Consider the following 11,995-nt stretch of genomic DNA (forward strand, 5'->3'; position numbering starts at 1 on the left):
GCCACATTGAGCGGCATTAGCAGGCGAAGCCCTGCGCCGCATTCTTTTCATCCCTTGTGGCATCGTAGATTAGCGCACAGTGCTGCGTCTGCTCATTCCCGGCGTGTTCCCATAGTGCCCAGGGCGAGGCAGCACATATGTTGAAAAGGCCGCCCAGCATTGCAGGGCGGCCTTTGCGCATTGAGCGGTCTGGTGGATATGTCTGGATAATCCTTTGTGGAATACTGTTTCGCTAATGGCTGCGCTGCTTAGCTGGAAGTTGCTTCCAGTACCAGTTGCTCACGAGCGTATCGTCACGTGACGCCCACTCACCGCACGATTCAAAATAGTCCAGCACGCTCTGTTCCCTGAGGCTGAGCTCAAGGCCTGGACGTGCCATCTGGCGCATGCGGATGAAGATCACCAGACATTCAAAGAGCGAAAAAAGATCGTCAGTCTCCAGGGCATCCTGCTTCAGGTATTTTGTAAATTCCTGATAAAAGGGGTTGTGCTCGTCAACTATGGCATCATAGTCCGTGCTGAATTCCTTGAGTGACATGAAGCCAGAACGAAAGTGCTTTTCGAATGGGCACTCATGATCCTGTCCTGCTTTGGCACAGAGGCGCTGCATAAGTTCCAAATGATCTGAAAGCGGCATAGCTTGTCTCCTGAGACAAAATGTTCTGCTTAAAGATAGTTTATCTTCTATAAACATTCAAATCAAGCAGGCGAAAAAAAAGCCCGCTCTTGTACCGGGCGGGCAGTCGCAAAAACAATTTTAAAAAACAGCGTTTGAAGCTAAAATTATTTAACTTGTTTGCTCAATGGGCTGTTTGAACAATAAAAAAGTTTTTTTGATTTTTTTGTTAAAAGTAAAAATTGTTTTTTGCAATTAGGCTAACGCTGGTTGCGCCGTGGTTGCAGATACTGCGGCTGAAAAAGCAGGCGATACTGCTTCACAGTGGACAACCGCTGGGGGGCTGTTACTTCGCCTTCGATAGACAGCGCCTTGTCGGAAAGCCCAAAGGGTTGAAGCTGTCCGGGCGGAACATCCATGTGCGAAAGCCTTTCGCCGCTGACATTGAACACCGGAAGGCTGCTGGAAGAAGAACCAGCCATGAGCACTGCGGTGGCGTTGGCCGAAGGCGAGACGTTTTTTCCAGCCGCCGAGCGCTGCGAGGTGGCGTTGAGCAGGCTTGGCATGGAGATTTCGGCCCTGCGCAGCACATCGATAAAGTCGTTGCCGGTGCGGCCAACAAAGGTCACGAGCGAAGATCCGTCGCCATAAACAAGCAGGCTGACGGGCATGGTGCCGCCGTGTATGCCAAAGTAGGCTGGGCGCGCGCCAGCTGGCATGACCACCCAGCCTTGCTGTTCTGGCAAACCCTGACTGTCGGTGCTCCAGGCGGTTGCGGGGACTAGGGCAGCCAGTAAAAAACAGAACAAATAAATTGTGTTCCGCATATTATCCTGTTCCGGATAGGGAAATTTGCATGTTACGGTATGATCCTACCGCCATGCCACACCCTTTAGTGAGCCGTGCGGCAATTGTCAAGGCGGCTGAAAAGGCGCATGTAATCTGCCTTTACAAGCCTAGCCGGGGCGGCGCTTTTTGGATTTTGACGCAGGCTGCGTAGCTGGCTCTGGCGCTGCCTTTTGCGGCTGCGGCGTCAGGTCGGGCGGCGGCGGAATCTGGGGCAGATTCTGGGCATTGCCGAGGTAGTGCAGAAAAAAATCGCCCAAGGATTCGGTCATGCGTCTGTGGATTGCCCCGCGTGTTTCTTCCGTGACCGAGCGGCACAGCTCCGGCAGTTCCATTGCCAGAGATTCGGGGCAGGGCGCCATGAGCGCGCCGGTGTCGGCTTGCGGCAGGCTCAGCCAGCGGGGCTTTTTATCCATAAGCTCAAATATGCGCCGCGCATGCAGGGCCGGGTTGTTCAGGCTGTCGTTGGGCGCGGCCATAATCAGCAGCGGCGGGTAGAACCAGTGGAACGACTGGCGCGAAAACAACATGCCAAAACCGGGCGCCACCGCCGCAATGGCGCGGATGCGCGTGTCGGCGAGGCTGCGTGTGAGCGGCAGGTTTTTGCACAGCGATTCCATGCGCTCGCGAGCCCAGGTATTGCAATACATGTCGTTAGGAGCTGTGCGCGAGCAATAGCTGGCCCAGCCCTCGCAGTCCGGCAGCGCGCCGCCCAGCAGCAGAGCCGCCGCGCCGCCAACGCCAAAGCCGATTGCTCCGATGCGCGAAGCGTCAATGCTGGGCTCCACTTCCGGATCATGCAGGAGCAGGTCAATGCTGCCAGAAAGTTCATGCGCACGGTTTTCAAGCTGCTGCCATGTCAGCAGATTGTCCATGTTGTCCATGTTGTCGCCAGGGTGATTGGGGGCAGCCACCACAAAACCCAGCGATGCCAGCCATGCGGCGGTATCATGATAGGAGAAACGCGTCCCTGCGGTATCGTGCGAGAGCAGAAGCAGAGGAAAACGCCCGTCCACAGCCTTGCCTGCTCGGGAGGCGGAAATCTCCCACGGTGCATAGTTGAGATCACGCGGCGGGCGCGATGATGGATACCACACATTCACATCCAGGCGCAGGCCTGTTTCCGGCGACCACTGGCCAAGCGTTCTGAAACCGACCATATAGGTGTCGGCGGCATTGGCGGCAGGAGCGAACAGGAGCAGGGCAAGGACAGCTATAGTGGTGAGTACGCGCATGGCTGTGTTGTGCCACAAGCGGCCTTGGGGTACAAGAGCAGACCGAAGGCGCGCCAATGCGCCCGATGAGGGAGATCAGCCTTTATGGAACTACTGAGCAGTTTTGTCAGTTTTATTCTGCACATAGACGTGCATTTGTTTGAACTTGCCAATCAGTACGGATTGTGGCTTTACGCCATACTGTTCGTCATTGTTTTTTGCGAAACAGGTCTTGTGGTAACCCCCTTCCTGCCAGGCGATTCCCTGCTGTTTGCCTCCGGCGTGGTGGCCGGGGCCGGATTGCTGGGTTATGGCGAAGTGATGGGCGTACTGCTGGCGGCAGGGATACTGGGCGATGCGGTGAATTACTTTATCGGGCGGCATGTGGGCCCGACCATTTTCTCGCGCGAGAACCGCCTTATCAAAAAATCCCACCTGATCAAGGCGCACGATTTTTATGAGCGGCACGGCGGCAAGGCTATTGTGCTGGCCCGATTTGTGCCCATAGTGCGCACCTTTGCGCCCTTTGTGGCGGGCATTGCCCTGATGCATCCGCCCACGTTTTTTCTGTTCAACATCACCGGCTGCGTGCTCTGGGTGGGCGGGCTGGTTTCCGCCGGGTACTTTCTGGGCAACCTGGAATGGGCGCGACAGAACTTCAGCCTGATTGTTTACGGCATCATCATTGTTTCCGTACTGCCTGTGGCTATTGAAGTAGCGCGCTCCAAGTTTGGGAAGGGCAAGGATTAGGCCCTACAGCACTACACGCAGGCGTCCGCCTTCCATATGCGCCTCCCTGTTGATGCACAGGGGGGCGTCTTCATTATGGTGGGACACAAACACCATCTGGACGCCCTGCAGGGCAAGCTGATCCAGCAAATGCAGGTATTGGGCACGGCTTGGCGCATCCAGGCCGGAGCAGGGTTCGTCCAGCAGCAGGATATCCGGCCCGCCCACCAGGGCGCGCGCCAGAAACAGGCGGCGCAACTGCCCTGTGGACAAATGGCGGATGGATTGCCGCCCAAGCTGCTTCAGCCCCTCGGTGCTTTCATCGGGGAACATCTGGGCCATGCGGTTTGCGGCCTCGGCCCGCTCGGCATCAGAAAAGCGGCGGTATACGCCGATGCTGTTGTCAAAGCCTGTGCAAACCATATCAAGCGCATTAAGGGAATAGCCGTACAGAGCCTGAGAAAGATCGGACACAAGGCGTACTCCCTTGCGCAGGGCTTCAAGGGTGTCCACCTGCCCGCCCTGACCGGGCAGCCATCGGTCAAATCTGCCCCCGGCGGCAACAAATTCATCACCTGCCAGCAAACGCAGCAAGGTGGATTTGCCCGAGCCGTTGGCCCCGGTGATGCGCCAGTTTTCGCCCTGATGCATGCACCAGCTGATGTCGCGCAGCACTTCCTGCCGATCAATGAATACGGTGACATTATCCAGATCAAGCATGGCGTGTCCGCCGTTGAGTACGTGCTCCGCAACTCCGGAGGCATTGTCGTTCTGCGGCATCTTCGGCGCTTCTTCACCGGACTCAGATGCAGGCGGCGCTGTGAGCAGGCGGCCATTACGCACATAACGGCGGCCTGCGCACCAGTCGGGAATATTGGCGGCGCGGTGCGCTGTCATCACAACCGTGCAGCGGCTGGCGTATTCGCCGAGAGTCTCAAAGAAAATCTGACGATAGCGTTCGTCAAGGCCTTCATCGCACTCGTCAAGCAGCAGCAGGGTGGGGGCGCGCAAGAGGGCGCGTCCGAGTAACAAAAGGCGCAGCTGCCCTTGCGAAAATGTGGGTACAGTCCGTTCAAGCAGGCCTTCGGCATCAAGGCGTGCGGCCATGTCTTCCACAGCCTGACGCCTGTAGGCTGTGCTGTCAGCATAGACCAGCGGGGTATCCTCAAAGCCTGTGAGCAGCAGGTCGCGGCCTGTGAGATCCCAGGCCTGCCGCTGATAGTTTTCCTGCTGCGCAGGAGAGACAAGGCTTGTCATGCCCCTGCCCGCCAGTGGGGAGTCTTCCGGGCCGTCAGGCCCGTGCCACTGGATGCGCCCGTGGGCGGGCCACAGCTCGCCGCGCATGAGCCGCAGCAGGGTGGACTTGCCCGAGCCATTGGGGCCAATGAGCGCGCAGTGCGCGCCGCGCCGCACCTGCCAGTTGATGTTGTGCAGCACATGCTTCTGGCTGGCATCGCCGGGCAGGAAAAGACTTACGTCATCAATGGATACGATAATTTCGGACATACGTGATCCGTGGTGTCAAAGGCATGCGCCGTTTTACAGGGGCAGCACGATCCGCTGGCCCCGATTAAAGATGGTGTACTCGGCAAAGCCAAAGGCGCGCGCGTAGGAGGCCAGCCGGGCAAAGCCATAGCCCACATCATCGGTGCCGTGCGCATCTGAGGCAAAACTCACGGGCAGGCCCATTTGCGCGGCCATGAGCATGATGGGGGGCGCGGGGTAAATTTCGCGGCAGGCCTTGCGCAGACCAGCGGAAGATATCTCCATGCTCATGCCCATGCGTTGCAGGGCGGCGAGGCCGCGCTGCACCAGCGCCATGCTTTCCGGCTTTGCCAGCCAGATGTGGAACTGCTCCACAGAGAAAATCTTGATGAGGTCAGGGTGCGCGGCAATGTTGAACAGGCCGGATAGGATCATGCGTTCCCATGCTTCAAAATAAGCCTGATACTGCTTTTCGCATTCTTCCTGCGAAAAGGCTTTCCACGGTTCAGCGCCATCGTCAAAGCCCCAGTGACCGATAAAATGTACGCTCCCCAGCAGGTAATCAAAGTCAAAGGCGGCGCAGGAGGCCCGGGTGTAGTCCTCCTGTCCTTCAAGCCAGTCCATTTCCATGCCGAACAAAACGCGGCAGGGGCCATTAAGGTTGGCGGCCTTGAGGGCGCAGACCTCGCGCTCGTAGTCCGGCAGGTGGCGGGTCAGCTGCTCGCGGTATTCGTGGGTGTAGTCAAAGCCCACGGGCCGGGGTGAATGCTCGGTAAAACCCATGTACTCTAGCCCCTTGGCCTGGGCGGCAGCGTACATCTCTGCCGGAGTGTTGCCGCCGTGCGAATACTTGGTGTGCGTGTGCAGGTCTGCGAGAATCATGCTGATTTTCCTGATATGCCGGGCCGCGCCCTTGGCCCGCCGGAGAATGACATTCCGGCCCCTGAAAGGGGATGTTGTCGATATAAAAGGGCCTGCCGTATTGGCGCAGGGGGCGGCAGGTCTGATGCTGGTGTGAACTCTGGTTTGAGTATGACCGTGAACAGCCGGTCTGGCAAGCCGGAGCAAATGGACAGGCTGAGTTGTTGCCTTCTTTATGAATGGTCATGAAAAAAAGGGAGCCTCCAGCGGAGGCCCCCCCTTTTATCAGATGCCGGGCTGCAATCAGCCTGCGATTCTTTTGACTATTTCCTGTCCGGCCTTGCGCCCTGCGCCCATGGCCAGAATGACCGTGGCCGCGCCGGTGACGATGTCGCCGCCCGCAAAGACGTTGGGAATGGAGGTTTCGCCAGTGGCCTCATCGGCCTCGATGTAGCCCCACTTGTTCAGTTTGAGCTCAGGGGTAGCCTCAAGGAGGATGGGGTTGGAACGGGTGCCCAGAGCCACAATGGCAAGGTCGGTGGGCAGATCGTATTCCGAGCCTTCCACAGGCACAGGCCGGCGGCGACCAGAAGCATCGGGTTCGCCCAGTTCCATACGCTGCAGGGTTACGGACTGAAGGCGCATTTCCGCATCGCCGTTGAAGCGCAACGGAGCGGAAAGCATGGCAAACTGCACGCCTTCTTCCTCCGCATGTTCCAGCTCTTCCAGACGGGCGGGCATTTCGGCCCTTGTGCGGCGATAGACCACATGCACGCTTTCCGCGCCCATGCGCAGTGCTGTGCGCGCTGCGTCCATGGCCACGTTGCCCGCGCCAAACACGGTAACATGCTTGCCGGGGTAGGCCGGTGTGTCCTGCGAGGGGAAGTTGTAGGCGCGGCCAAGGTTGACGCGGGTGAGGTATTCGTTAGCGGAGAACACGCCCACCAGATTTTCGCCGGGAACGCCCAAAAAGACGGGCAGGCCAGCGCCGACGCCGATGAAAATGGCGTCGTACTCCTTGCGCAGGTCGTCAATATCAATGGTGCGGCCACCCACGGAATTGAGGTGGAAATCCACACCGGCCTGACGCAGGCCGTTGATTTCCGTGGCTACCACGGTCTTGGGCAGGCGGAAGGCAGGGATGCCGTAAATAAGCACGCCGCCGGGTTCGTGCAGGGCTTCAAACACATCAACCTTGATGCCTGCGGTGGCGCACACGCCAGCACAGGTCAGGGACGAAGGGCCGGAGCCGATGCAGGCCACCTTTTTGGCTCCCAGGGGCAGGGCGCAGGCATTGGTGCCGGTCACCTGCTCACAGGCTGTTGTGGCGATATACGTGTCTGCCACAAAGCGTTCAAGACGGCCAATGGCCACGGGCTGCCCCTTGGCCTTGAGCACGCACTTTCCTTCGCACTGGTGCTCCTGGGGGCACACGCGACCGCACACGGCGGGCAGGCTGTTGGTGGTCTTGATGATGCGGTAGGCGGCATCCATGTTGCCCTCGGCAACCTGATGGATAAAGTCGCGGATGGGCACTTCTACAGGACAGCCCGACACGCACAGGGGCTTTTTGCACTGAAGGCAGCGGCTGGCCTCGGTCTGTGCCATTTCCTTGGTGTAGCCAAGGGCGACTTCTTCAAAATTGGCGCGGCGCACTTTTGCGGGCTGGCAGGGCATGTCCACACGGGGAGCCACGGTCTTTTTGGGCTTGCTATTCTCCATGGCTGACTCTCCGGTATTCTTCAATGGAAATGGTTTCCTGCTCCCGGTAGGCGGCCAGGCGGCGGCGCAGTTCGGGAAAATCCACTTCGTGACCGTCAAATTCGGGGCCGTCCACACAGGCGAACTTGGTTTTGCCGCCAACGGTGACGCGGCAGGCGCCGCACATGCCAATGCCGTCAACCATGATGGGGTTGAGGCTGACCGTGGTCTTGACGCCAAAGGGGCGCGTGGTTTCAGCCACGGCGGCCATCATGGGCACGGGGCCGACGGCCACGACTTCAAACACGTCCTTGTCTTTTTCAAGCCGGTCGCGCAGAAGCTCGGTAACAAGGCCCTTGTGGCCGTAGCTGCCATCGTCAGTGGAAACAAGCAGTTCATCCACAAAGGATTTGAGCTCGTATTCAAAGAGCAGCAGATCTTTGCTGCGAGCGCCTATAACGCCCACAACCTTGTTGCCGATGCGGGCATGGCCCTTGGCGATGTGGTGCATGGCGGCAATACCGGTGCCACCGCCCACGCATACGACCGTACCGCGTTTTTCAATATGGGTGGGGTGGCCCAGGGGGCCGCAGACGTCAAGAATGGCATCTCCAACGCCGAGTGCTTCAAGCATGGCCGTACTCTTGCCCATAACCAGATACACTATGGTAATGGTGCCGTTTTCCCGGTCAGTATCTGCAATGGTCAGCGGAATGCGCTCGCCCTGTTCGCTCATGCGCAGCATGACGAAGTGGCCGGGGCGCGCTTTTTGCGCGATTTGCGGCGCGTGGAGCACCAGTTTGCTGGTTTTGCCCGGGATCAGGCTTTCCTTGTGCAATATAGGTGTTGGCATAGGTTCTCCTCGTCAGGCATCTGAGTTGCTGCATGGTAGCTGCGATCGAAATTACTTGCAAGTAACAGTTTTATCGTATCTCTTTTACATGACTGATATAATTTGTTCTCCGCTTTTACTTTGCGTTTATGGGCATGCAATGGGCCTTTTTTTTAGACCTACCCTAAAGATCTGGCCTAATGTTCCGATAAAAATCTTGACGAGTGGGGAAGGGGAGACGGTATAAAACCAAACAAGGAGGCGGACAGGGCCAACCCCTTTGCAAGGAAGCAAGTGATCCATTCATGGAGGAATGGTCATGTCGCAACACATCGGTGACGTTTTCCAGTTGGGAGCCTCGCCGCCTGAATTGGCCGATAATCCATCACAGAATCGTGATCTGAGGCTGGTTGAGCGGTATCTTGCAGTTCTGGAAGAAAACAAAAAGGCATGCCGCTCGGCTTTGACTGACGCGGATATGGCTTTGGACATGGCGGGTTTTGTGCGGCGGCAGCTGCGCAGACCTGCCCAGATGCCCAGGATGTCTCCGGCCTTGCTGGCCCTGGCTCTTGTGCGGCGTGTCCCTGACGCGCCCGAACAATAAACCGGACGGACTTCTACGTTGAACTCCTGCCCGGATGCAGAACGCCCATGCGTTCCCAATGCAACATTAACAGTGCATTGCAGAACACAAACCACTAGCATCACTTTTCCGTGACATGATAGGGGGCATGGCAGTCCGCAATCCATGACGAATTCTCCACTCATAGAGAGGCGGGGGCGTGGGGCCTCCGCCTCTCGCGTTTTACGCGCCGCAACTATCTTCAGTCAGCGACGGCCCGCCTCTCGTGCTGCCGGGCAGGGGCAGCACCGAAAAGGTTGAGCCGGTTGCGGCTTTGCCGCACCGCAAGCGAAAACTTTTCGTGCCTTTAGCCGAGCACAGCTCGGCGCTGTGAGCTTGTAGCGGGGGCGTGGGGCCTCCGCCTCTCGCGTTTTTGCGGGGTTTCCCAAGCCCACCCGCTAGAGAGAACGGCCCCTTCCGGGGCCGTTCTGATACGTCGGCAACAGCCAGGGCGTTTGCTGCATGTGCGCTTGCTGCTAGGGATAGAATCCCGTGGGTTTTTCCGACAGATTGATAAGAATATTTTTCTGCTGGGTGTAGTGCTCAAGGATGACCTTGTGCGTTTCACGCCCGATGCCCGACTCCTTGTGCCCGCCAAAGGGAGCGCCAGCCGGAATGCTGTTGTAGGTATTCACCCACATGCGGCCCGTTTCAACGGCGCGGCTTATGCGCATGGCCCTGTTGATGTCGCGCGTCCAGACCGCGCCGCCCAGACCGTAGGGGCTGTCGTTGGCCATGGACACAACTTCTTCTTCCGTCCTGAACTTGATGATGACCGCCACGGGGCCGAAGATTTCGTCCTGCGCCACGCGCATGTTGTTGGTGACGTTGCCAAGCAGGGTAGGACGCATGAAGCAGCCCTTGGCAAGCTCGCCATCTGTGATGCGCTTGCCGCCGCAGAGCACGGTGGCGCCCTCCGCCTTGGCCTGTTCAATGCAGAGCTGAATGGCCTTGAGGTGCGATTCGTAAATCTGCGAACCCATCTGTGTTGCGGGATCCCACGGCAGGCCAACCTTGACGCGGTTGAAGCGTTCCACGGCTTCTGCCACAAACTGGTCGTAAATATCCTCATGCACAAAGACGCGCGACCCGGCGCAGCATACCTGCCCCTGATTGAACAGAATGCCCATTTGCAGGCCGTCCATGGCCAGATCCCACTGACAATCGGGAAAGTAGATATTGGCCGATTTGCCGCCCAGCTCAAGGGTGGAGGGGATAAAGCGTTTTGCCGCTGCAAGGCCCACCTGACGGCCAACTTCTGTTGATCCGGTGAAAGCAAGCTTGCGGAAGCCAGGGTGCTCAAGCATGAACTGGCCGGAGCGTGAGCCGCGCCCGGTGATGACGTTGAACACCCCCTTGGGCAGCACGTCGGCAATAAGCCGCGCCAGTTCAAGCACGGAAAGCGAAGTGTGGTTGGAAGGCTTGAACACGGTGCAGCACCCGGCGGCAAGCACGGGGGCCAGCTTCCAGGCAGCCATGAGGAAGGGGAAGTTCCACGGCACAATCTGGCCCACAACGCCGATCGGTTCGCGAAACACCAGGGACATGGTGTTTTCGTCCAGCATGACTGCGGTGCCTTCATCAGCGCGCACCACCCCGGCAAAGTAGCGGAAGTGGTCGGCGGCAAAGGGAACGTCCACATTCATGGTTTCCCGGATGGGCTTGCCGTTGTCCAGGGTTTCCACCATGGCAAGGTGTTCTTTGTTGGCATCAATAATATCTGCAATTTTCAGCAGCATATTGGCCCGTTCAATGGGGTCGATCTTTTTCCAGCTGTCCCATGCCTTGTTGGCAGCCGCCACTGCTGCGTCCACGTCTTCCTTGGTGGCTTCGGCGCAGGTTGCCAGGCACTCGCCATTGGCGGGGCAGAACGTTTCAAACGTGCCGCCGTCGGAGGCCTGTCTCCACTGGCCGTCGATGAAAAGGGAGTACGAATCCTGAATGTCCGGTTTGTTCATGAATCACTCCTTTTTTTAAAACCATGATTGTCTGAAGGACAATAAGATAGATATATGGATTGCAAATCCATATTGAATAGTAGATTTTTGTTCATGCTGACATGATTTAATGCACATTGTGAAAAAAAATACAATTTAAAACTATATTTATATAATCATTCAACACTACAAAATCTGCTTGTTGCGTAGTAAATAAAGCAATACTGGCTTATATTGCAAATGTGTCACGATAATATTGCGTATCAGGATGGCTTGCTTAAAAAAAATATGGGATTCAGGCAGGATGTGTGAAAGCACCCGGCCTAAATCCCATAGTAAAGGCGATATGTTGGAATAAAATCAGCTTTTTGCTGCGCGGTAACCGTGCGAAAAGTCGGCGGCATACAGGCGTGAGGGCGCGCCCTCGCGGCTTTCTGCGGGCAGCACAAGAAAAACTGTCTGTCGGGTGAGGTTGTGGCGGGTTATGCACTGGGCCAGCTCGCCCAGCGTTGTCCAGTGCAGCTGCTCCTCGGGCCAACTGACCATATGGGCGCAAAAAACCTGGGTTTCTGACGGCAGGCTGCGCAAGAGCTCGTCCTGAAGGGCCTGAGCCGACGCTGCGGAAAGATAGACGGCCATGGAGGCCCCATGCTGGGCCAGCAGGTGAAGATGCTCACGCGCCGGCACCGGGGTACGGCCCTCAAGGCGGCTGATAATGAGGCTCTGGGTTACTTCCGGCACGGTAAAGGTAATGCCCGCCGCAGCCGCCGCAGCGCAGGCGGCGGTAACGCCCGGCACCACACGCCAGGGGATGCCGTCCGCATCCAGCAGGGCGGCCTGCTCGCGCAACGCACCGTACAGGGATGGGTCGCCCGTATGCACGCGGGCCACGGAGCGGCCCTCCAGCGCAGTTGCCCGCACCAGCGCATGGCACTGCTCAAGGTTCAGCGGGGCGGAATCCACAACCATGGCGTTGGGCGCGGCGCAGGCCACTACCTCGCGCGGCACCAGCGAACCCGCATAGAGCACAAGGGCGGCCTGCTCAATGGCATTGCGCCCCTTGATGGTCATGAGATCTGGATCGCCTGGCCCTGCGCCCACAAATGTAACGATGCCGGGCGTCATCCCGGTCTGTTGCGCGCTGTCCATGCG

At 58.0% G+C, this 11,995-nt stretch carries 11 protein-coding genes; 2 read left to right on the forward strand and 9 right to left on the reverse strand.

From position 1 onward, the window contains the following. Positions 1 to 232: 232 nt before the first annotated feature. From JMF94_RS03005 to JMF94_RS03015, 3 genes are all read right to left on the reverse strand, one after another. Positions 233 to 637: a hypothetical protein gene (locus JMF94_RS03005; RefSeq protein WP_240823713.1), complete on the reverse strand. Its 405-nt coding sequence runs from the start codon at positions 635 to 637 to the stop codon at positions 233 to 235. 239 nt (positions 638 to 876) lie between these two features. Then, a complete protein-coding gene (locus tag JMF94_RS03010) occupies positions 877 to 1,443 on the reverse strand; it encodes a hypothetical protein (RefSeq protein WP_240823714.1) in 567 nt (188 codons plus the stop codon). A gap of 129 nt (positions 1,444 to 1,572) precedes the next feature. Continuing rightward, positions 1,573 to 2,697 carry a dienelactone hydrolase family protein gene (locus JMF94_RS03015; RefSeq protein WP_240823715.1) on the reverse strand — a complete coding sequence of 375 codons (1,125 nt, stop codon included), beginning with the start codon at positions 2,695 to 2,697 and terminating at the stop codon, positions 1,573 to 1,575. Between the two features lie 84 nt (positions 2,698 to 2,781). Here JMF94_RS03015 and JMF94_RS03020 point away from each other — a divergent pair, with 84 nt between their 5' ends. Next, entirely contained in the window at positions 2,782 to 3,426 is a 645-nt protein-coding gene (locus JMF94_RS03020) for a DedA family protein (protein ID WP_240823716.1), read from the forward strand. A gap of 3 nt (positions 3,427 to 3,429) precedes the next feature. Here the strand turns inward: JMF94_RS03020 and JMF94_RS03025 are convergent, their stop codons facing one another. From JMF94_RS03025 to JMF94_RS03040, 4 genes are all read right to left on the reverse strand, one after another. Next, the gene (locus JMF94_RS03025) at positions 3,430 to 4,911 is read right to left on the reverse strand and encodes an ATP-binding cassette domain-containing protein (RefSeq protein WP_240823717.1); all 1,482 of its coding nucleotides are present in this window, start codon (positions 4,909 to 4,911) and stop codon (positions 3,430 to 3,432) included. 33 nt (positions 4,912 to 4,944) lie between these two features. Then, a complete protein-coding gene (locus tag JMF94_RS03030; protein WP_240823718.1) occupies positions 4,945 to 5,772 on the reverse strand; it encodes a histidinol-phosphatase in 828 nt (275 codons plus the stop codon). Positions 5,773 to 6,054: 282 nt separating this feature from the next. Further along, a complete protein-coding gene (gene gltA / locus JMF94_RS03035; RefSeq protein ID WP_240823719.1) occupies positions 6,055 to 7,473 on the reverse strand; it encodes an NADPH-dependent glutamate synthase in 1,419 nt (472 codons plus the stop codon). Then, a complete protein-coding gene (locus JMF94_RS03040; RefSeq protein WP_240823720.1) occupies positions 7,463 to 8,305 on the reverse strand; it encodes a sulfide/dihydroorotate dehydrogenase-like FAD/NAD-binding protein in 843 nt (280 codons plus the stop codon). The genes gltA and JMF94_RS03040 overlap by 11 nt, the downstream gene beginning before the upstream one ends. 298 nt (positions 8,306 to 8,603) lie before the next feature. Between JMF94_RS03040 and JMF94_RS03045 the strand changes: the two genes are divergently transcribed. Beyond that, complete coding sequence (locus JMF94_RS03045; RefSeq protein ID WP_240823721.1) at positions 8,604 to 8,888, forward strand: hypothetical protein; 285 nt, start codon at positions 8,604 to 8,606, stop codon at positions 8,886 to 8,888. 494 nt (positions 8,889 to 9,382) lie between these two features. Here JMF94_RS03045 and JMF94_RS03050 read toward each other — a convergent pair whose 3' ends face one another. Together JMF94_RS03050 and cobM are read right to left on the reverse strand one after the other, a co-directional pair. Next, on the reverse strand, positions 9,383 to 10,864 hold the full coding sequence (locus JMF94_RS03050) for an aldehyde dehydrogenase family protein (protein WP_240823722.1): 1,482 nt from the start codon (positions 10,862 to 10,864) through the stop codon (positions 9,383 to 9,385). Between the two features lie 339 nt (positions 10,865 to 11,203). Beyond that, complete coding sequence (cobM, locus tag JMF94_RS03055) at positions 11,204 to 11,992, reverse strand: precorrin-4 C(11)-methyltransferase (RefSeq protein WP_240823723.1); 789 nt, start codon at positions 11,990 to 11,992, stop codon at positions 11,204 to 11,206. Positions 11,993 to 11,995 lie beyond the last annotated feature (3 nt).

The sequence above is a fragment of the Desulfovibrio sp. UIB00 genome, assembly GCF_022508225.1.
In the GTDB taxonomy this organism is placed as follows: domain Bacteria; phylum Desulfobacterota; class Desulfovibrionia; order Desulfovibrionales; family Desulfovibrionaceae; genus Desulfovibrio.

Excerpts from the sequence above, each read along its gene's own strand:
- JMF94_RS03005 (WP_240823713.1), bottom strand. The coding sequence starts at position 637 with ATGCCGCTTTCAGATCATTTGGAACTTATGCAGCGCCTCTGTGCCAAA.
- JMF94_RS03010 (WP_240823714.1), bottom strand. The coding sequence starts at position 1,443 with ATGCGGAACACAATTTATTTGTTCTGTTTTTTACTGGCTGCCCTAGTC.
- JMF94_RS03015 (WP_240823715.1), bottom strand. The coding sequence starts at position 2,697 with ATGCGCGTACTCACCACTATAGCTGTCCTTGCCCTGCTCCTGTTCGCT.
- JMF94_RS03020 (WP_240823716.1), top strand. The coding sequence starts at position 2,782 with ATGGAACTACTGAGCAGTTTTGTCAGTTTTATTCTGCACATAGACGTG.
- JMF94_RS03025 (WP_240823717.1), bottom strand. The coding sequence starts at position 4,911 with ATGTCCGAAATTATCGTATCCATTGATGACGTAAGTCTTTTCCTGCCC.
- JMF94_RS03030 (WP_240823718.1), bottom strand. The coding sequence starts at position 5,772 with ATGATTCTCGCAGACCTGCACACGCACACCAAGTATTCGCACGGCGGC.
- gltA (WP_240823719.1), bottom strand. The coding sequence starts at position 7,473 with ATGGAGAATAGCAAGCCCAAAAAGACCGTGGCTCCCCGTGTGGACATG.
- JMF94_RS03040 (WP_240823720.1), bottom strand. The coding sequence starts at position 8,305 with ATGCCAACACCTATATTGCACAAGGAAAGCCTGATCCCGGGCAAAACC.
- JMF94_RS03045 (WP_240823721.1), top strand. The coding sequence starts at position 8,604 with ATGTCGCAACACATCGGTGACGTTTTCCAGTTGGGAGCCTCGCCGCCT.
- JMF94_RS03050 (WP_240823722.1), bottom strand. The coding sequence starts at position 10,864 with ATGAACAAACCGGACATTCAGGATTCGTACTCCCTTTTCATCGACGGC.
- cobM (WP_240823723.1), bottom strand. The coding sequence starts at position 11,992 with ATGGACAGCGCGCAACAGACCGGGATGACGCCCGGCATCGTTACATTT.